Source organism: Chryseobacterium sp. FG46 (assembly GCF_057809135.1).
On the sequence record NZ_JBMDJJ010000015.1, the window covers coordinates 36,892 to 57,061 of the forward strand.

The window sequence follows — 20,170 nt, forward strand, 5'->3', positions numbered from 1 at the left end:
CAGCAAGTTAAATATTGGGTGCTTATTTAGGTTTGTGTGTCTGGTTTTTATCTCCTAACCTTACCAGATCAACGGTGTTTTTAATATTCAGTTTTTTATAAACTCTTGCTTTATACGTACTCACAGTGGAAAGATGAAGGTTCAGCTCATTCGATATTTCAATATTCCCATACCCTTTAGCCAGCAGATCAAATATTTCCTTTTCTCTTTCGGATAAAGTTTCCAGCGGATTAATGGGAGTGTCTTTTTTAGCTGATAAAACCAGCTTTTTTACAATATCCTGAGAGTAATACGTTCCTGTTTCAAATATTTGCTGAACGGCTTCCAGGATATTGTTTTCATCCGATAGTTTATTAATATATCCATCAGCTCCCTCAATGATATACTGTACAGCAATATCATTGTCATATACTGAAAAAACAAGGATTTTGAGATTGGGCTGTATTATTTTTATTTCATCAATCATATTCAAATATTTGCTTTCCGGCATATTGATATCTAAGATGAGCAGGTCAAACGACTCTGCGCATAGTTTTTCTGTGAGTTCAGTATAGGATTCTGCACAGGAAATTGTTACATCTTTGTAGTGAGATTCCAGAATTAGGGTAGTACCTAATCTTACCACGAAGTGATCATCTGCAATAATAATTTTTCTAGTCATTTTTTTGTTTTTTTATTTTAATTGATATTATCGTTCCGTTGGGTGTATTATTTTTAAATTCAATTTTACCATTGATCATCATGAGTAGCTGAAGAATAAGATGTAATCCCAAACTGTATTTTTGTAAAACCAGTTTTTCATTTTCAATATTATCCTGAAGTTTTTCATAATAGGTCATTTGTTCCTTGCTCATTCCTTTCCCCGTATCTTTTACCTCCAGAAAGAAGTTCCTGTTGTCCTCACTAGTAGAAAGCTCTATGATTCCATTAGTGGTGTTTTTAACCGCATTGTCTATGAGATTATGGATGATAACAGCAATCACATTCTGATTGTTTTTTGAGTAAGTAGGATCTTTAATATTGTTGATAATAAGCGTGTTCTGCTCTTTGGCAGCGACCTCAAAAAGAGCTTTTTTAGCTTCTACTACCTCATAAATATTATAAATTTCATTTTTTTCAGAAATGTTATAAATTTCAGCGTATTCCTTTAGGGTTTTCACAAAATTGTAAAACTCTACAGAGGATGTGTAGAAACTTTCGAAATATTTCTTTTGTATGTAATGGTCATGTTCGTCAGTTTCATAGAGCTTTCGGGCTGTGATGGATAAATACTTTATGGGAGTAATAATATCATGGCTTATTGTCTCCAATAGCTTTTTCTGCTGCACACTCTCTTTTCGGAGCTGTTCCTTGGTATATTCCAGTTTTGAAACTGTTTTTGATAGTTTCCGGGTTCTTATTGCAATAATTTCTTCAAGTTCCTTCTTTTTTAGTATTTGTCTTTTTAGTCTTATTTTAAAGAGTGTAAATAGAACAAAAGCCAATAGTAAAACAATAAAAAATTTGAAAATAAGAGTCTGGTAAAATAAGTATTTTACATTGATATTAATGGTTTTATAGATGTATTTCCCTAGTGGAGAAGTCAATACCCTCACCATAAGCTGATATTGTCCCGGCTCCAGGTTTGAGATGTAATATTTGCCTTTACTGCTTACCCTTTCCCATTTTTCATTCTTAGAACCTTTCAGTTTTGCTTCGATAACCAGATTAACTCTGTTAGCATAATAAGGAACATCTATTAAAATGACCGCTTTATAAAAATTGTTTTCCAGATTAATATTCTGTTCTTTTATACTGCTTTTGGAATCATAAAATACAGCCCGTTCCAAAAAGAAGTTTTTAGGGTAATAGCTTCTTATTTTTTCAGGATCAAAAAATACAAGACCTTTGATAGAAGGGAATACAAAATTTCCATTTGGAAGAACCGCAGCACCCGGAGAGCCTCCTCCATTAAACTCATTGGTATTAAAGCCGTCTTCTTTGCTGTACCGGTAATAGTGGGGAAAGGTTTTTCTGTCTTTAGAGTAGTGCAGCAGGTTATCTTTAAGTATCTTGAATAATCCATTATTGGTGCTGATCCAGAGAAACCCTTTTTTGTCTTCAAGAATGGTATGTGAAAATGAAAGATATCCGTTTTCATCTTCGGGCATTTTGATGAGCTTGCCTTTTTTGTATAGAAAGAACCCATTTCCCTGGGTCATGATCCAGACATTCCCATCCTCAGTTTTTGTAATTTCTCTTACATGTAATGAAGCAGCAGATATTTTTTTAGGACTAAAAGAGGGTCCTTCTATTGAATATAAAGCATCTCTGGTTCCTACCAGCCATTTATCATGGTCATATTCATGAACAGTGGTTACAATATTAGGAATGGAAAATTGTAAAAAAGGATTTTTAAAAGTAGAATCCTTATAGAAGATGAGTTTAGACCGTAATGAAGGTAGATGAAACACCATAATATAGTGATGGCTGATATTAAAAACATAAGGTGTTGTTTTTGTGAAATACAGAGATTCATTTTTTGAATAATTGGAATCTCTGAAAAAACGGAGCAATGAATTGCCGTTTTGGACAAGAATATTTTTTTTGCTGTCATAAAATAAAAAATATTTGCTTGTTGTAGTAAAATGATACTGTTTTACCAGCCCGTTTTCATTGTATACATCTCCTAATGAAGTAATTACTTTATCATTTTCAAAAGGAAGTATTGAATAAAAAATATTTTCATAAGATTTATTGGATCGGTTGGCTACATGGAAATTATTGAATTTTATCACATTCAGTCCGTCTGATAAAGTTCCCAGATATACTTTATTATTGATCTCATCATAATACACAGAAGCTAAAGAATTTTCATTAAGATTATAATGTATCATTTTTTTTAAACTGATTACATTGTTTTGATAGGAAACTTTGTACAAAGTATTATCATGAAGGATAAAACACTGATTGTTAATTTGGCTCCAGTATACTTTGACGTTATTATGGAAGAAAATCTCTGAAGTAGCCAGATAATCAACTTTTCCTGACGAAATTCTGATAATTTTTTTTAAGGCCTTTGAAATGATAAAAATATTTTGTCCAAAACAAAATGTATTGGCAATATAATGCTTGTGAAGTTCCTTTATGTGGACTATTTTTTTATCATTATACAGTATAGTTCCATTATTAAATAGATGATAGGAGTTCTTTTTATCAAAATAAATGAAGACGTCTTTATGATCTGTTTTTTCCTGAGTTCCATTTTTTACAAATAATCCATACAACTTGATTTCATGTAATGCTCTTTTTGTGTAATTGTTCTGATGATTTAAAGTGCTTACGTTTCTTTTGCTAAGTAAAACTATGTTTTCAGTATAAGCCGTAAAATTATAAATGGAATCTTTTTCAATATTTCCAAAAAATGCAGAAAACCTGTTGTTTTTAAGCTTAAGATGATTGTAGGTTACAAAATTATATCCATCATGGCGTACTAAGCCGTTTTCCGTACTCAGCCATATAAATCCGTATTTATCTTTAATGATATCTTTTACACTATTCTGGGGAAGGCCATTATCTGTGTCATACCATACAGAAGCGGCTTCTTGGCTATAACAAAGTTGTATCCATAATAGGAATAGCAATATGAATGCTTTAAAAGACATTGGTATAAATTAAAGTAGTTGATGCATTTGTGTTTACTCCGTTCAATTAATATAAATGTAGTAAAAATTATTCATTGTTTAAAGAATTAAATGACATTTATAAACTACATGCGGTTAGATTAAAAATGACAACGTTAGTAATCTATCTTTACAGTAATTATTTTATGTTTTGTCAATGTTATCAGATATTTGCAGTATGAATTTATTACTTTCTTTTAGTGATTTAAGTTAATCATTTATTCATGTAATTTTAAGTAAAATTTTAATTTTATTTCACTTATTTGTGATTTTAATTCGTTTGTTTAATTAAATAGCAAGTTTACATGATTAAATTTTGGGTTAAAATAAATTTATCCTAAAAAAAGAAAAGATGAACAATAAGTATATAAATATGAAGAAGAATGGATATGATTAAGATCGCAAAAAATTACATGTTGGACAGCACACACTACAGATACCAGACTGCATTTTTTGCATAAACTGGAAGTATAGGGATTAATATAATATTATTTCTAAAACATTCCATATAAACAGACTGTCACCTGTTAGAGATCTGCCGCTTATTACTGCTAAACTCCTATGGTTGCTGCCAGAAATGCAGAAAAGATTAAACCTGTTGATCCAAACGATTTTATTGTACACAAATTTGATAGTGTAGGATTGCTATATGGATGAGAAAATTTTCATCAGGACAAAATCTTACCAACCCGGTTTTTATGCAAAATTGAAGGGTACAATCCAAAGGATATAGTACATGAATTAAGATTTTTAATTACAGTTTCGAATGAGTAGCATAATACTTTCCGCCATTTGGTTTTAAGAATATATAGATAGGATATAAATAAGAATAGAAAATTTTAATAATTGAAGGTTAATGAAAATAAATAATAAAAAAAGAGTAAATCAATATATGACTTTTCAGTTAATTATATTGGCGTTGCTCTTATTGACTATTACTATTCACTTGTATTTGGGGTACAATTCTGTTTTAGTAATTTTACTCGTAATAGCATTACTGGTACTCACATATGGACGGTTAAAAAACCAGTTTATATTCGAATATGAGAATTCAGGACAGGTGATTTCCATTAAAAGTTATCGATGGTTTTCAGGTGGGAAAAAATATCAGGTCTTTGAAATGCCACAAAAAAAAATTGTAAGGATAGAAATAAAAGAAAGGACTTTTCGGAAATATTTAATAATTCTTTTTTCAAATTCTTCAGGCAGGATATTAAGAAGAAATATTGATATTACTTTTTGTAATGAGAATGAAACTCAGCAGCTTTTAGGAGATATATCCAACAATTTAGTAAAAGAAAAATCAGGAACTTACTTCTTATAAAAGTAAAAGACGTTGCTTTTTGAATACAGATAAATTTTAAAAATGGAAAATTTCAAAGATATTCATATTGGTGCTTTGGTATATGAGCATGTAAATGAACAAGATATTGATATGAGCAGAATTTGTAGATTCTTACATTCAACAGAAAATGAGATTCTGGAAATGTATTCTATGAAATCATTGGATGTGGATGTGCTTCTAAAATGGTCAAAACTATTGAGATATGACTTTTTTCGTCTCTATTCCACCCATTTAATCCTATACGCTCCGGTCTCCAGACACAATAGAAATGAAGTGAAATCAAAACTACCTCAGTTCCGGAAAAGTTTATATACAAAGGAAATTATAGACTATATACTGGAGCTCTTGAAAGATAAAAAGAAGACTCCTGTAGAAATCATCAATCAATACAGGATTCCCAAATCAACATTGAATAAATGGATAAGCAAGTACAGACAATAAATACAGGACCTGATTATAAAAGGATTTATCATGATTTTATAGAGTCTAAATGCCCGGATAAATTGAAATATGTAAAGCGATATCTATCAAAAGAAATAATGTCTTTATCTGATGTTTTGAAAGTTAATAATATTATATTTTACGATAGGTTATCTGAAAATCAGAAATTCAAATCCTATGATAAACAAACTATTTTTGAAATTCTTGATTATCAAAAAAAGTATAAATTAAATAATAGTCAGTTAGCCAGGCATTTTAAATTAAGCAGAAATACCATTACAAAGTGGAAGCGTATATTTTTAGTATAATCTGATTTTTTATCTTAAATTAATCAGATTAACAGTAGAATACTTTGTTTTTATCTAAGTTTTTAAAGAGTACCTTCAGCAATATTTATTATTAATTTCAATAGCATGAAAAAATTAATAGCTTTAGTACTCTTATTTACAGACATTAAATTTATAGGCAGTATGTTTGATTTCAAACAGTACTTTTTGAAACTTAATAAGATTTATGATTAAATATTACAGAGTAATTTTAAGGCTTCCTAAAAATTAAAAAATATAAAACTTAGAATGAAATTTTTCATTCTAAGTTTTATATCTTAATATATTAGACTGTTTTTTTGAATAATAACTATTTTGGGATTGTATTGTAGAATAGTAAACTCGTGAGCACTAGACTTTATCCCAAATCTATTTCTTTGCCTGTAGAGATAAGTTATCCATATAAACGGCCTGATGAACGCCATTCAGCAAGACTTTCAAGCCTAAATGTGAATCTTTTTTCAAAGAAACTGTAAATGTTTTTTTCTCTCCTGTTATTTTGGAAGGTTTAGTGATCGAAATATAAGTCTTTATATCAGAAGGGGTATCTACTGAGAAAAGTTCTAAGGTGGTTTCTCCTCCATTATCAGAAAGGTCAAGAGACAGTGTATAGATTCCGGCTTTAATTTCCGGAGTTACCAGATACATATTTTCTCGGGGACTGTTCATAGAATAGAATATAATTCTTTTTTCACTGGCATAAAGCATCGCTTTTCCGGATTGTACACTCCAGCATTTATTGATATCTTTCCAGGTATCAAAACTTTCTGCAATAGCGGTTACGGCTTTACACTGCGCATTGGCTGTTAGAAATCCACCTATAACTGTTATTCCCGTAAGTACGAATCTTTTCATGTGTTATTTTTATTTATAATGAGTAAAAATAAACAAAAAAGGTTGTTCCGGATGCTTTTATTTTATGATTTAAGTTAGTTTTGAGAATATGGATGTGGTTCTGGAAATAAAAGTGAAATAAAAAATTATTGTAAAACAGCGGGGATAATAAAAACTTTTGTCACAAGCTACAATTATATTTCGTTTAACTTTATGGTTTTCTGTAAAATTAAAAAGAGAATCTTAACTTAGATTTATATAAAACATAAGAATAAATGAAAAAAATAATATTTTTTATGTTCACTGTACTAGGTATGATCGTAACGAAAGCACAAACTATTGAATCAGGCAGCCGCATTACGATAGGATATATTAAAAGTGACGGAACTATTGAAAACAGCAGTCGTTCCACCTTAGGCTATATCAGGAGTGATGGTACTATTGAAAACAGCAGTCATTCCACGATTGGTTATATCAGGAACAACGGAACTATTGAAAATAAAAACCGTTCTACAGTAGGTTATGTAAAGGAAGATGGAACAGTAGAAAATAGCAGCCGTTCTACTTTAGGGTATATTAAAGATGACGGAACTGTTGAAAATACGAGCCACAGTACAATAGGTTATGCCAGAGCTGTTAAAAAGGAATGGGCAGCAGTGGTTTATTTCTTTTTTAAGCTATAGAAGGATTTTTTTAATTTTAGCGTATTATTTTATAATCTGAATGCAGTACACATAAATAAAGCAAATACTTTTTTTCTTTTAAAAATTGTAATTTATACAGTTGGATTTCTAAGCTTACTAGGGATGTCAAGACTTTGGATAGGATCAAATGAAAATTGGAATCAGATGATAGAAAATGAATTTATTCGGGCATTAATAGTCAGAAGTGTTTTTTTGACGGTGGCTGGATTACTATTTTTATGGTTAACATTAACAATAAGCAAGTTCTACAAGAAAGAGAATTGTTTTTTGAAAGAATTGTTTGTTGTATTATTGTTTTCTTTCACGCTGAATTTAATAACAATGTTCGGTCTTATCTGACAATGACAATAAAACAGAGGTGTTCTTTTGTTTCTATATGAAAATATTCAATAAAGTAAGCTGTAAATAGAAAAAAATCCTAAATGTGGCAGGTGTTTAAGCCCTATTGGCGTATAAATTGATACTACAAACTGAATTGAATTTTGATGACTAATGACTAGAACGACTGTAACTCTGATTTTCTTTTTAAGTGGTTTTTTCTTTTTAAATGCACAGGAGAAGAAAGATTCACTTTATTATAAAATTGAAGAATTTTCTGACAAAAGAAAAGTTACCAAATTCATTCACCGCTTTATATTTCGTAGAGAACCGGATTCAACTTCTGTTAAGTCCAATACTGAAAAACTTTCGCAAAACACTTATAACAAAAGAATTATCAGAAATGTCAGGATAGAAACCATTGACCCTTTTGGATATGGCTCTAAAGACAGTAAGGAAATAGGCAAATGGTATGACTGGATAAAGGATCGCCTTCATTCCAGTACCAGAAGATCTACAGTTAATAATTTTTTGCTTTTTAAAGAAGGAGAAGAGTACAATGCCCAAAAACTTTACGAATCTGAGCGTTTGCTCAGAACAATGCCTTTTATAAACAGAGTTAATATCAGTGTTTCTGATAGTATTTCCAGTAAAGATTCTATAGATGTTGTTGTAAGGGTTCTTGATTCCTGGAGTCTGAAGCCAAGAATAAGCTATTCAGGAAGCAAGATTGGTTTGGGAGTTACTGAAGAGAATGTACTGGGACTGGGGCACACCTTAGACTTTCTTTACAGAAATGACTCCAAAGAAAAGCAGGATTATCTTTTAGGAAGCTATACCACATATAATCTTTTTGGTACTTATATCAATGCCCAGATTCTTGGGGAACGGGATTTTTCGAAAAATGAAAGAATCAATTTCAGCCTCAGAAGAGACTTTTTCTCACCTTTAACGAAATGGGCGGGCGGTTTTACATTCGAATATTTTATGCGGAAAGTTTTGCTTCCGACAGAAACAGATACTCCATTTCCTGAAGTTCAGATCAAAGTGTACAGGGAAGATGTATGGGGTGGTTATCAGATTCCGGTTTCATCTGATCCCAGTGAAAAGATATCCAGTAATATTGCCATAATAGGAAGATTTCAGAACTATCAGTACAAAGACAGTCCAGGAATTGACAAGTATAAATATTTCAGTTCTTATAACAGTTTTCTGATGTCTGTTGGGTTTATTCAGAGAAACTTTTCAGTTCAGAAGAATATTTTCCAGTATGATTTGCCGGAGGATGTAGCTTATGGTAATTCTCTGAACGTCATTGCCGGAGGTTTATCAAGAAATAAAGAAGTGAATCCGTATGTGGGGATTTCTGCATCTTACGGACGTTTTACAAAGTTGGGATATTTCACAGTGAAAGCACAGTTTGGAAGGTTTTTTAATGAAGATAGCCAGAACAGAGAATCTTTCCGCTTTGACGGAACTTATTTTACCAACCTGATGGACTGGAAATTTGCCAAAGCAAGACATTTTTTCTCTCCGACACTGGCACTTGGAAATCCACAGCATAATTACTCTTATAAGGATAGGATCAACCTTTCTTCTGCAGACGAGTTTCCTGTTTACAATTCAGATTATATCGGGACGAAAAAAATAGTATTAAGATATCAGCTTCAGTTGTTTATTAATAAAACCTGGAAGAATTTCCATTTCAGTCCTTATTTAACTACCGCAGTGGGCTGGCTGGGAATGCCTGATGATAAACTGCTGAAGACCAAAGTCAATACAAAAATCGGAATAGGTGTGTTAATTAATAATCCATATCTGGTTTTCAACAGGATTCAGATTTCTTTCATGTATTATCCACGCGTTCCTTTTGATAATAATTCTGTTTTTGATTTTAACAGTAACAGAAATAATCTTTTACCTTTGAACAGTTTTGCAACAGATGTTCCTCATTTTGTCAATTTTGGAAATTGATGATAGAAAATCAAACCGGAAACTTAACAACCTGAAAATACATCGCTTTTCAGGTTATAAATTTTAAAACAGGGATAGGATATTACCCAAATGGGTAATTGACACGTTGTTATATAATTATAATATTTGTTATAAAATAAATTGTAGGCTGTAGAATATATTCAGATGCAATTCAACACAAATCATTAACAACCTTTAAACTAATCCCGATGAAACCATTGAATTTTCTTGTATTATTGACCACATTTTTTACATCTTTCGGTTTTTTTGCACAACAACCTTCTGCCACATCTTCTGTACCCAAGGCAATTCCTATAACAGATGCCGAAAAGTGGATTGCACTTTCTCCCATTTTGCTCTTTCTTTTAATTACATGTATTGTATTTTTTAAACTGAAAAAAGACAAGATATCTTTAAAGGATCTTCTTTTGGATAAGGATGCTAATGTTCAGATAGAAGAAGAAAAAACAAAGCAAAAAGAGGCTTTTTTAGCCGCTTCGTTTGGAAGCCAGCAGGCAATGATGGATGCTGCGGCAGCACTTAACAGCACTTCAGATTCCAATACCGAAAAACCTAACACAAGTGTAAGCCGTTTTCTTGCATTTATAAGCGGGTTAGTGTCTGTAGGTCTGGCGTGTGTTCTCACCACCTTTGCCATCTGGAACTATTTTGATGTAAATAATTTTCCCAATCTGAATGACCTCGTTGGTGTTTTACTTACACTGGGAATAGGAGTAGTGCCTTATGCATTTAATAAAATTACTACGGCAGCTAAGTAGACACACTTTTATATCCAAATTGTATATTCTCTTCTAATAAAATTAAGTATTTAAAACTTTTGTGTCTTTTATGGTTGAAATAATGGTTATAAAAGTTTGAACAACCTCAACGATAAAAGAGCCAGAATCCCTACGGTAAGATATTTTGTCGGTATTTAGCATAAATTGTTATGATTGTAAATACCTGTTTTTAACTTGAAATAAGGAATACAAGGTTAAAAACCTTATTCTGTTTACAATCATGATAAACAGAATAAGATTAATAATTAAAGCTGATAGCTGATCCCTAAATTAATTATACCTTTATATCCGAATCCTAATTCTGCGAATCCTGCAATTTTTCCGCCTATTCTTACACCAGCTCCTATTACCTGAAAGTTGAAAGAACTGTTTTTTGAAGACATACTTTGAACCTCTGACTGATTAGGACTAAGCTTTTCATTTGAAAAAGTATATCCTAAACCAACCCCTGAATACATTCTGAACTTAGGCTTTGAGATATAGGAGTAAGTACTGTTTACGGCCACTGTGTAAATATCATTCTTCTGGCTGGCAACAATATGGTTTTGCTCTTTAACGGAAGCTGTATATCTTTCATACACAAGGTCTGTACCGATAGTCCAGTTATCTTTAATGGCATAATTGTAACCAATAAAAAGAGCTCCGGAATGTTTTTCATCAGTGGCTTTCGGTTCAGCGTAAGAAAATGGTGCAGTTATAATATCTGAAAAGACTTTGCCAATTTCGTTGGAAGACAGCACACCATATCCTATCTTTATCTCTGAAGTGCCTTTTTGCTGGGCATTCAGCATACATGCATTGAAAATTAAGGAGTAAATGAAGATTTTGTTTAATCTGTTTGTCATCAATATATTATTTAATTATTTTAATGTTTTTCTGTTGATTGTTTTTGAAAATGATATTCACGATATACATTCCTTTCGGGTACTGTGAAAAATTTATTTTATGATCAGCAATTTCTGTATCTGAGATGTTGGATACCCTTCTTCCTTCACTATTGTAAATGATTATTTCTTTTATCTTTTCCTTACTTGTGATATAGGCAACGTCTTTCACAGGATTAGGATAAAATATAAGCTCAGGCTGTATATTAATATCTGAAGTTCCCAGAGAACCAATAGTAATTGCTTTACTGAAAGTTTCTGCACAGGAATTTTTGCTGACAGTAAGTGAGACCGTATAATTTCCCGGAGCGGTATAGTGATGAATCGGATTCAATGTCGAATCGGTGGTGCCATCTCCAAAGTTCCATGATACAGAAGTATAATTTGCAGAATGATTGGTAAAACTTACAGTCGTACCATTAATTCCTGCTATAAAATCCGAATGAAGATGAAACGTGTTAGTGTTCCATTGCGCCGGATTATTAAAAAAAACAAGATCTGCAATATTCTGAAAATTTTCAGCGGTATTTTGAGGCAGCCCGTTATAAAAAGTGGATGGAAAGACATGATCCTGAAAAATTGCAGAATACATAGAAGCCGCCACAAGATAGCTTCCTTTAGGCCCCGGATGAATATCGTTATAAGATCCGTGAAGAGCCAGATCCTGGGAAGAATTATAGTAATGTTTTGCAGATTCTCCCGCAGGTACCATTTCCACCTGCATCAGATTAGACATCTTTGTAATGGAATCCTTAATTTTCTGCTGAAAAGCAAAATAGGTGTTGTAATCATTGGCAGAGGGTACTCCATAAGGAATTTCATACAGGAATATTTTAGAACAAGGACTGTATTTACGAATAGAATCTCTTATTTTACGGCCGCGCTCAGCTGTTACGGAAACAGGATAAGAATGACCTGCAGATTCACCAGTTCCGGGCTGCATGATAACATACTTATAATTTTTAGACCTTATTTTCTGATACAGTGAAGGATCATCAACATGATTCACAAATCCGGTTCCTCCGGGAGTATGGGTTGTTACAGACAGATTTTTCCCCTTTGAAGCCGCTATATTTTTGAAAATTTCAGGCATGTCATTAAAATAGGTCACACTGTTTCCGATGAACAGAACCTCATCGGATTGACAAAATGATAAAACTGAAAAACCAGTACATATCAGAAAGAGTAGTTTTTTTATCATATAGATTTTTTAAATTGTTATTTTAATAAAAGTACCTGCAGAAAACCACTTCTAATGCAGGTACACAACACAAACGATGATTAAAAAATGTTTTATAAATATAATGTTACATCCCTGTTTAAGTATACTTTTTTTAAAAGCACCTGCAGAAAACCCAATCTATACTGCAGGTACAACATTAAAAGGTGTTTAAATGAAAATGTATTTACTTTGTTAGATATTTTGATTTACTATGAGTTATTGATTGGGCTGTATTATTTTAAAAGATGTTGAGAAAAAGTACCTGCAGGTATCACGATTAACCTACAGGTACACGGTACTAATTATTACTATTTCTTAATTAATTTCGTATTGTAAGTAGTCTTGTCATCCTTTACAGTGATCACATAAACTCCCTTAATCAATGAAGCTACATTGATTCTCTGGCCATCCAGTTTCCCTTCCTGAACAAGTCTTCCGTCTGCACTGTAGATTTTGTAATCGGCTTTGCCTTTCAGATTCTTCACTTCTGCAAATGTATCTGCCGGATTAGGGTAGATTTCAAGATCAGAAGATGACTGAACGGATTCCTTAACCCCAAGTGCCGCATTGATTTTTACAGAAAAATCCCATACCGAACCTCTTGAGAAAAGATCACCATTATCATTTAAAGATGGACTTGTACATGCATCAGCTGAAGCATTGAAAAAGCCACTGGCTATTCTCATTCTTAATGTTTTGTCACCATTATAAGCATTGGCCGGAACTGCAAATGCAAAGCTTCCCTGATGTCTTTTATTGGCGTCCGGAGCAGCTCCGTTAATTCCTATTCTTTCCGAAGCCTCAAATACTCCGTTTCTGTTGTAATCAATCCATGCCTGTACCCAATCCTGAAAGTTTCCTCCTGCACGGTTAGCATACACAATATAGTTCATATTATATTGTGCAGCCTGAGTAAGCTGAATCAGTTTCGCAGGGTCTTCCGAATAGTCTTTATAAGCATGCTGAACGGTTGTCCCATTTCCAGCTAAATCCACATTGGCTAAAGTTACTCTCAAGATTCCGCTGAAATACGGACTGATTGTCGTATTTCCTCCTGTAGTCATCAGACAGTAATCATATCCTGTGCGTAATCCTTTAGTTTTAAAATTATAAACCGGTGAAAATTCTCCCGCAACATTATTAATCACGGACGCAACACGAACTTCATAAGATGTTTCATCCTCAAGATTATTCAGCAATACAGAATTAATTGGGCTTACAGCATTAGACCAGTTTGCTGTTCCCATTTTTCTGTAATTCACAGAATAGGTTGCTCCCGGTACATGATTCCATGAAACGGTGGCTGAAGTTTTTAATATATCATTTTCAAAAGCAGCAAGCCCCGTTGGAGGATTATTTAATGAAGCAGGAGCACTTCCTACGGTAATTGAAGGTGAGATAGCATAAAATATATTTCCGACAGCTGAAATTCTCAGTTTAATGTTTCCCTGTAATGCAGCAGGCATCTGTATTTCAAAGCTGCCGTCATTAGGTGTTGAGGATGCCAGTTCTGTCCATGCTGATCCATTATTCAGATCAGTTGTATATTCAATCTTTACATTGGCAACATTATAGGGAGCCAAGTTTGTATTGGCAACATCCCAGGAAATAGTATTGGAAGCATTATTATATAAGATAGTAGCTTCGCTTAATCCTTTGAATTTGAAAGGTCCGTCATTTCCTACAGTTACTGTATTTTCAGCAGAAATAGTTAAAGGCCTGTTCGGATTATTATCACGAACAGATACAGCATAATGTAAGACTCTGGGGATGTATGAAACTGTTTCCCAGGTGTTTTTGTTGGTCAATTTACCGCCCATCACAATAGGAAGGCTTGGAAAATATCTTCTTCCGGTAGCCACTGCAGGGAAAGAACGGGTAAGAGAACCTTCGGGATTGAATCCCCAGCCGCTATCTCCGGAGATTGAACTGGTTGAGCCCACGCTGTCATACTGTTCCCAGTTATAGGTAAACTGATCTCCGTTGGCGTCAACTGCATTGGCATCCAGGTAATATGCTGTTCCTTTGGGAATATGATAAGAAATAAGCGGAGTGATAGCAGGAGCATTATTGGCAATATTTTCAGCTACACCACATCCAACTTTACTTTCAAGGTTGGTAAGGATTTGATTGATTGATGAATAATGAAAATACGCATCACTGTTCATCTGAACATTATTGGCAGTGATTCCCGCATACCCCATAATGGTTGTACCTCCTCCAGGTTCTACATTGACATCCGAACCTTCTGTAACTGTAGAAAATGTATGGTTGCCTCCAAGCTGATGTCCCATCTCGTGAGCTACATAATCAATATCAAATGTATCTCCCACAGGATTCTGGTTTTGGGTAAATGCAGACCCTTTACCTAATGGCTCTGCTGCTGTAGGATTCGTACATATACAGCCTATACAGCCTGCGTTTCCATTTCCTCCAGCAGCATTAAAGACGTGTCCGATATCATAATTAGCATTACCCACCTGGGCGGTTAAGGTTTGTTGCAGCTGCCCATTCAAATCATTAGTGTAAGGGTCATTTGCTGCGTTAGCATAAATGATATTGGGAAGATTCTGTATTGTAAGATGAATGGCAAATTCTTTTTCAAAAACACCATTTACACGGGTCATAGTATTATTCATCTGGGCAAGTGCGCCCGCAACACCTCCAAAAAGTGTTGTATACTCGCCGGTTGCAGACAAAGCCAGCCTATAAGTTCTGTACATTGATGCAGCTGGTCTTCCGGTAATATTGATTCCGGCAAGTTTGTTTTTTCCTGAATTTCTTAAAGATTTGATATCCAGTTCTTTTTTGCCTTCCATGCTGCAGCTAAAACCATGTTCAGAATCTGTTCTCTGGGTTTTATAGAACACTCCATAGGTTTTTTTATCCGTTGTGATAGGTTCTATAAACTGAAAAACACCATCCTTGATAATCATAGACTGCATTTCTGTAGGTGATGTACTGAACCTGACATATTTGGACGGATCGTCAATTCCAATCCCAACATAAGATCCTAATCCATATTTTTCTGCCAGAGATTTTTCCATGACAGGATTGCTGTATACGGCAAACTTTTCTATGGTTCCCTCGGCAGTGGGCAGCTGGATTGTAACAGCTTGTGCATTAGCCCCTGTTTCTTCAGCATTTTTTAATAACTGTATTAATGCGTTGATATCAGTTTTGTAAGCAAATCTGATTTTAACCTCTCTTCTGATGTCAGATGTTTTCTGGGAAGCAGATTCCCATCTTTGGGCATTGGAAAGACAGAAGCCTGATATCAGAAATAATGATAATAGAGTTTTTCTCATTTTAAAAATTAGGTATTTAAATAGTGGTAGTGTAAAGAATGAATATAATATTCGGTTATTCAAAAGTAATTGCTAATTTTGTATTATAAGTAATGTTATATTGCGATTTATTTACATTGTGTATGTGATACGTATGTATTTTAGCCTATGTGGTGATAATGTAGTATTAATATTGCATTTTATATTGATAATATTATGATGAAAAAACTGACTGTTTTATTCTTTTTGATTTCTTCCCTTTTCTATTCACAGCAGACAGAACAAGAAATGAAGAATATTCTTTTTGATATAGAGTTTTCTACTGCCGGGCCAAAAGAAATTGAGAAAATTGACAGCCTTATTAAAGTATGTAAGCAAAATTCTTACAATGATTGTGTGGCATTAGGGTATCTGAAGATCGCCAATATCTATAACCGGAACAGTGATATGAAGAGGTCCTTTTATTACACAGATAAAGTGGAAAAAGAAAACCTCATCAATTCAGATACAGATTTTGAAGTCATATTTTATCTCCATCTTCAAAGGTCGTTGCTATACCAGAAATTAGGAGAAAGAGTTACCTCTTTGAAACAATTGGATGAAATGTATGATAAAGTGATGCAAACCAATAATGCTTACTTTATTTATCTTATCAACTGGCAGTATGCAGGAATATATAATGAAATTAATAAAAAAGAATTAGCATTAAAACATTATAAAACAGCATACAAATACTCCAAAATTTACAGAGAAAATAAAGGTAAACTTTACAGAATAGATAAGAATAGATTGAGCAACAGCTATAAAACTTCACCTTATCTTGCTGGAATATATCTGGAACTCAATAAACCTGATTCTGCAAAAATATATATTGAGGAAGCCATTCAGAATGAAAAAAAAATAGATGAAATAGGAATACGATACATTACCTCGTATTATGCTGGGAGGTATTTTAAATCCATTAAGCAAATTCCTGAAGCCCAGCATCATTTATGGATCTGTAAAAATGTCGCTAATAATTATTATAAAAGCGAAAATTATCAAAAGTCGGTGGCTATGGAGCTAAAGAGCTTGTATGAAAGTACGGGACAAAAAGACAGCATTGCCTATTACTCCAATTGGCTGTTGGAGATAGAGTCTTCAAACAAAAACCAAAACCAGCTATTGAATGACACCGTTGATAAACAAAACGAACTTGAAACCAATAAAATAAAAAAAGAAACAAAAAACCTCTTTTTTATATTATCAGTAAGTGTTGCTGTATGTATTCTTTTCATCTTTCTTTTCCTGTATTACTATAGAAAACACAAGAGCAAGAATCTGGATAAAATTGATATTCCTCATCAGCCATCTGTAGATGAAAGTGCTTTTAAAGAAATTATACAGCTTGCCAAAGAAAATAATCCTGAGTTTTTAACCCGTTTCAATGAATATTATCCACATTTTTCAGAAGAGCTGCTGAAAATTTCTCCTTTAAAAATATCAGAGATAAGGTTCTGTGCATATATCTATCTGAATTTTTCTACCAAAGAGATTGCTGAATATACTTTCACCTCAGTAAGAACGGTGCAGACCAAAAAGTATAATCTAAGGAAGAAAATGAATATTCCCGGCGATATGGATATCTATGTATGGTTTTCTAAATTATTGAAATAAAAAGAGACTGTTTCGAAATGAAATAGTCCCTGCTTTTAAATTAATCGACCTATCCCTTTTAGTAATACCAGCTTCGACAGGCTCAGCCTGAAAACGCTCAAAAATTTCGGGTGGTATTCGATTTTCTACCCTGAGCCTGTCGAAGGACTCTCAATAAGAAAACCTTTGTTAATGATTAATCTCGACTATTATTTAAAAGGGTCAATAAATTAAAAACCTGTCATTAATTTTTAGGGTGGAAATATGGATGCATTGTTGTCGTTGGCCTCTTTAAGCTCAATATTGCTGGCAGTTCCAGCGGCGGTATTATAAACGGCAAACTTTACCTCCCTGTTTTTTGAGCAGGAAGTATTCCCCATAAAAGCACAAGAAAATAATAGTTTTTCATAATTAAACTGATATTTAGAGCTTGGGGTAATTTCTGTACAGGCAAATAAAATTTTGCAGGAGCAAATTGTTTGAAAGAATTGGAGTGAAAAAAATCATCGAAGCAATATGCTAAGTAATAACGAATAATTTGATTGAAACTATATTTAAAAAAAATCAGCTCGAAACCGCTGAGAATCAAAATGGAATGCTCAGTATAACTTACAGTTTTTAATTAAAAAACCGATGGCTTTCTGTGTATTGTTTTCCTGAACATTCTCCCTCTGTAAAATTATAGAAGGAGAATATCCGGAACAGCTTAATTAAGCTGATAATTTGTAATTACTAAACTCAGGATGAAATGAACATAATTCTGTTCAACCTCTTTTCTGTTAATCAGTTTGTTTTTGTATTCATAAGAATTCAGGTCTCGGGATAATTTCTGATATGTTTCAAAATCATCACCCTTTACCTTTACTCTTATATGACCATCTTTTCTGTTGATAATGACATTATCTAAAGTTCTTACCTTAAATAAAACCTCACATAATGTAGGACGAGCCTTCATTGACCCGATATATCTTTCAACTATATTAATCTTGAACGAATCAAATATGATATTATTAAAAACGATTTTAGAATTAGGCTCCTGAGTGTTGAGTTCAAGTTTATAGTTCATTACTTTATAAATTTTGGCAAATATAAGTTTAATTATGCCAAAAAACAGACTGTTTTAATAGATCATTCCCATATTAATGATCGAATTTTATTCTGTAAAAACAAAATCATGTGAAAATGTGAATATTAGGGGCTTATAAATGAGGACAAAACAATTGTGATGCAAACATTTTATATCCTTTTATTTTTTTCATTATAGGCATTTGCGTAATTTTATTCTCTGTATAACAAAATTCATATTAATACCAATATAATGGAAAGATATAGTTATGGAATGGTTGGCCTTGGAGTAATGGGGCGGAATCTGCTTTATAATATCGCTGATAATGGGTTCTCAATCGCAGGATTTGACCTTGATCAGGAAAAAGTGAAAGAATTAGAAAGCGGAGCTGCTTCAGAAATGAAGGTGAAAGGTACAGTTTCTTTAGAAGATTTTGTATCCGTACTGGAAGTCCCAAGAAAAATTATTCTTATGGTTCCTGCCGGAAAACCTGTAGATGCTGTGCTGGAAAATATTACCCCACTTTTAAGCGAAGGCGATATCGTGATTGATGCAGGAAATTCTTATTTTGAAGATACCAACAGACGTGTTGCTGATCTGGCATCCAAAAAACTGCATTTTATGGGAATGGGAGTGTCAGGAGGTGAAAAAGGAGCCAGAAAAGGTCCGAGTATAATGCCGGGAGGTGATCCGGAGGCATTCAAACTTCTGAAGCCGATGCTGGAAGCCATTGCAGCCAAAGTAGACAACGAAGCATGTACGGCCTATATGGGGAAAGGATCTGCCGGAAACTATGTGAAAATGGTACACAACGGTATTGAATATGCGATTATGCAGCTGATCAGTGAAGCTTATGATCTTCTTAAAAGAGGAGCTGGTCTCAATAATGAACAGCTCTATCAGGTTTTCAAAGAATGGAATAATGGCGAAATGAACTCATTCCTTATTGAAATTACCAGAGATATTTTTACCCAGAAAGACTCATTAACAGATGGCTATCTTGTAGATCAGATTTTAGATAAAGCAGGAGCAAAAGGAACAGGAAAATGGACTTCCGAACAGGCCATGGAAATCGGGGTTTCTATTCCTACTATTGATATTGCGGTAACTTCAAGAATTTTATCTGCCTATAAAAACGAAAGAGTTCAGGCTTCAAAAATATATACTGAAAGCGAAATTGCAAAGCCCGAAAATACAGAATTATTCATTAAGGAAGTAGGCGATGCTCTTTTCCTTTCTACCTTAATCAGCTATGCACAAGGTCTGTCGTTACTCGTAAAAGCATCTGAAGAATATGGTTTCGAAATTCCTCTGAAAGATGTTGTGAAAATCTGGAGGGGAGGATGTATTATCCGTTCTGTATTGCTGGAAAAATTCTATTCAGCGTATACCCAAAATCCTAACCTTTCTAATATTCTTCTTGATCATGATATTTCAGAACTGGTAAAATCAAAAATCAAAGCTTTAAGAAAAACAGCAGGATATGCCGTTACCAACGGAATCTCAAGTTTAGGAATCCAGACGGCTTTGGGGTATTTTGATGCCTATACCACAGAATCTCTTCCCGTGAATCTGATCCAGGCTCAGCGTGATTATTTCGGAGCTCATACCTATCAGCGTATTGACAGAGAAGGCGTTTTTCATACTTCTTGGCAAAGTGCAAACAATTAAA

Annotated in this window: 15 protein-coding genes; 8 read left to right on the forward strand and 7 right to left on the reverse strand. The window is 33.4% G+C overall.

All coding sequences use genetic code 11. The features are described 5' to 3' along the window. Positions 1–22: 22 nt before the first annotated feature. Together ACODR7_RS12700 and ACODR7_RS12705 are read right to left on the reverse strand one after the other, a co-directional pair. Entirely contained in the window at positions 23–661 is a 639-nt protein-coding gene (locus tag ACODR7_RS12700; RefSeq protein WP_488839497.1) for a response regulator, read from the reverse strand. Next, complete coding sequence (locus tag ACODR7_RS12705; RefSeq protein WP_488839499.1) at positions 654–3,644, reverse strand: ligand-binding sensor domain-containing protein; 2,991 nt, start codon at positions 3,642–3,644, stop codon at positions 654–656. Before ACODR7_RS12705 ends, ACODR7_RS12700 begins: the two co-directional genes overlap by 8 nt. 874 nt (positions 3,645–4,518) lie before the next feature. On the opposite strand from ACODR7_RS12705, the gene ACODR7_RS12710 reads away from it, so the two are divergent. The 3 genes from ACODR7_RS12710 to ACODR7_RS12720 are packed head-to-tail and all read left to right on the forward strand — an operon-like array spanning position 4,519 to position 5,756. Continuing rightward, a complete protein-coding gene (locus tag ACODR7_RS12710; protein WP_488839501.1) occupies positions 4,519–4,986 on the forward strand; it encodes a hypothetical protein in 468 nt (155 codons plus the stop codon). Positions 4,987–5,028: 42 nt separating this feature from the next. Then, complete coding sequence (locus ACODR7_RS12715) at positions 5,029–5,448, forward strand: transposase (RefSeq protein WP_488839503.1); 420 nt, start codon at positions 5,029–5,031, stop codon at positions 5,446–5,448. Then, positions 5,424–5,756: a helix-turn-helix domain-containing protein gene (locus ACODR7_RS12720; protein WP_488839505.1), complete on the forward strand. Its 333-nt coding sequence runs from the start codon at positions 5,424–5,426 to the stop codon at positions 5,754–5,756. Before ACODR7_RS12715 ends, ACODR7_RS12720 begins: the two co-directional genes overlap by 25 nt. Before the next feature lie 387 nt (positions 5,757–6,143). Here ACODR7_RS12720 and ACODR7_RS12725 read toward each other — a convergent pair whose 3' ends face one another. Beyond that, positions 6,144–6,629: a hypothetical protein gene (locus tag ACODR7_RS12725; RefSeq protein ID WP_488839507.1), complete on the reverse strand. Its 486-nt coding sequence runs from the start codon at positions 6,627–6,629 to the stop codon at positions 6,144–6,146. 254 nt (positions 6,630–6,883) lie between these two features. On the opposite strand from ACODR7_RS12725, the gene ACODR7_RS12730 reads away from it, so the two are divergent. The 3 genes from ACODR7_RS12730 to ACODR7_RS12740 all read left to right on the forward strand — a co-directional run bounded on the left by ACODR7_RS12730 (position 6,884) and on the right by ACODR7_RS12740 (position 10,383). After that, the gene (locus ACODR7_RS12730; protein ID WP_488839509.1) at positions 6,884–7,291 is read left to right on the forward strand and encodes a 5-fold beta-flower protein; all 408 of its coding nucleotides are present in this window, start codon (positions 6,884–6,886) and stop codon (positions 7,289–7,291) included. 513 nt (positions 7,292–7,804) lie between these two features. Continuing rightward, complete coding sequence (locus ACODR7_RS12735) at positions 7,805–9,604, forward strand: hypothetical protein (RefSeq protein WP_488839511.1); 1,800 nt, start codon at positions 7,805–7,807, stop codon at positions 9,602–9,604. Positions 9,605–9,813: 209 nt separating this feature from the next. Continuing rightward, entirely contained in the window at positions 9,814–10,383 is a 570-nt protein-coding gene (locus ACODR7_RS12740) for a hypothetical protein (RefSeq protein ID WP_488839512.1), read from the forward strand. A 266-nt stretch (positions 10,384–10,649) separates the two neighbouring features. Here ACODR7_RS12740 and ACODR7_RS12745 read toward each other — a convergent pair whose 3' ends face one another. The 3 genes from ACODR7_RS12745 to ACODR7_RS12755 all read right to left on the reverse strand — a co-directional run bounded on the left by ACODR7_RS12745 (position 10,650) and on the right by ACODR7_RS12755 (position 15,818). Next, positions 10,650–11,249: an outer membrane beta-barrel protein gene (locus ACODR7_RS12745; RefSeq protein ID WP_488839514.1), complete on the reverse strand. Its 600-nt coding sequence runs from the start codon at positions 11,247–11,249 to the stop codon at positions 10,650–10,652. 7 nt (positions 11,250–11,256) lie between these two features. Then, positions 11,257–12,489 carry a PKD domain-containing protein gene (locus tag ACODR7_RS12750; protein ID WP_488839516.1) on the reverse strand — a complete coding sequence of 411 codons (1,233 nt, stop codon included), beginning with the start codon at positions 12,487–12,489 and terminating at the stop codon, positions 11,257–11,259. 329 nt (positions 12,490–12,818) lie between these two features. Beyond that, positions 12,819–15,818 carry a reprolysin-like metallopeptidase gene (locus ACODR7_RS12755; protein WP_488839518.1) on the reverse strand — a complete coding sequence of 1,000 codons (3,000 nt, stop codon included), beginning with the start codon at positions 15,816–15,818 and terminating at the stop codon, positions 12,819–12,821. Positions 15,819–16,013: 195 nt separating this feature from the next. Here ACODR7_RS12755 and ACODR7_RS12760 point away from each other — a divergent pair, with 195 nt between their 5' ends. Continuing rightward, positions 16,014–17,453 (forward strand): helix-turn-helix transcriptional regulator, encoded by a 1,440-nt coding sequence (locus tag ACODR7_RS12760; RefSeq protein WP_488839520.1) that lies wholly within the window; start codon positions 16,014–16,016, stop codon positions 17,451–17,453. Positions 17,454–18,138: 685 nt separating this feature from the next. Here the strand turns inward: ACODR7_RS12760 and ACODR7_RS12765 are convergent. Then, a complete protein-coding gene (locus ACODR7_RS12765; RefSeq protein WP_488839521.1) occupies positions 18,139–18,498 on the reverse strand; it encodes a prevent-host-death protein in 360 nt (119 codons plus the stop codon). Positions 18,499–18,750: 252 nt separating this feature from the next. On the opposite strand from ACODR7_RS12765, the gene gndA reads away from it, so the two are divergent. Continuing rightward, a complete protein-coding gene (gndA, locus tag ACODR7_RS12770) occupies positions 18,751–20,169 on the forward strand; it encodes an NADP-dependent phosphogluconate dehydrogenase (protein ID WP_488839523.1) in 1,419 nt (472 codons plus the stop codon). Position 20,170: the final 1 nt, after the last annotated feature.

Coding starts and splice junctions, on each gene's coding strand:
- ACODR7_RS12700 (WP_488839497.1), bottom strand. CDS start 661: ATGACTAGAAAAATTATTATTGCAGATGATCACTTCGTGGTAAGATTA.
- ACODR7_RS12705 (WP_488839499.1), bottom strand. CDS start 3,644: ATGTCTTTTAAAGCATTCATATTGCTATTCCTATTATGGATACAACTT.
- ACODR7_RS12710 (WP_488839501.1), top strand. CDS start 4,519: ATGAAAATAAATAATAAAAAAAGAGTAAATCAATATATGACTTTTCAG.
- ACODR7_RS12715 (WP_488839503.1), top strand. CDS start 5,029: ATGGAAAATTTCAAAGATATTCATATTGGTGCTTTGGTATATGAGCAT.
- ACODR7_RS12720 (WP_488839505.1), top strand. CDS start 5,424: ATGGATAAGCAAGTACAGACAATAAATACAGGACCTGATTATAAAAGG.
- ACODR7_RS12725 (WP_488839507.1), bottom strand. CDS start 6,629: ATGAAAAGATTCGTACTTACGGGAATAACAGTTATAGGTGGATTTCTA.
- ACODR7_RS12730 (WP_488839509.1), top strand. CDS start 6,884: ATGAAAAAAATAATATTTTTTATGTTCACTGTACTAGGTATGATCGTA.
- ACODR7_RS12735 (WP_488839511.1), top strand. CDS start 7,805: ATGACTAGAACGACTGTAACTCTGATTTTCTTTTTAAGTGGTTTTTTC.
- ACODR7_RS12740 (WP_488839512.1), top strand. CDS start 9,814: ATGAAACCATTGAATTTTCTTGTATTATTGACCACATTTTTTACATCT.
- ACODR7_RS12745 (WP_488839514.1), bottom strand. CDS start 11,249: ATGACAAACAGATTAAACAAAATCTTCATTTACTCCTTAATTTTCAAT.
- ACODR7_RS12750 (WP_488839516.1), bottom strand. CDS start 12,489: ATGATAAAAAAACTACTCTTTCTGATATGTACTGGTTTTTCAGTTTTA.
- ACODR7_RS12755 (WP_488839518.1), bottom strand. CDS start 15,818: ATGAGAAAAACTCTATTATCATTATTTCTGATATCAGGCTTCTGTCTT.
- ACODR7_RS12760 (WP_488839520.1), top strand. CDS start 16,014: ATGATGAAAAAACTGACTGTTTTATTCTTTTTGATTTCTTCCCTTTTC.
- ACODR7_RS12765 (WP_488839521.1), bottom strand. CDS start 18,498: ATGAACTATAAACTTGAACTCAACACTCAGGAGCCTAATTCTAAAATC.
- gndA (WP_488839523.1), top strand. CDS start 18,751: ATGGAAAGATATAGTTATGGAATGGTTGGCCTTGGAGTAATGGGGCGG.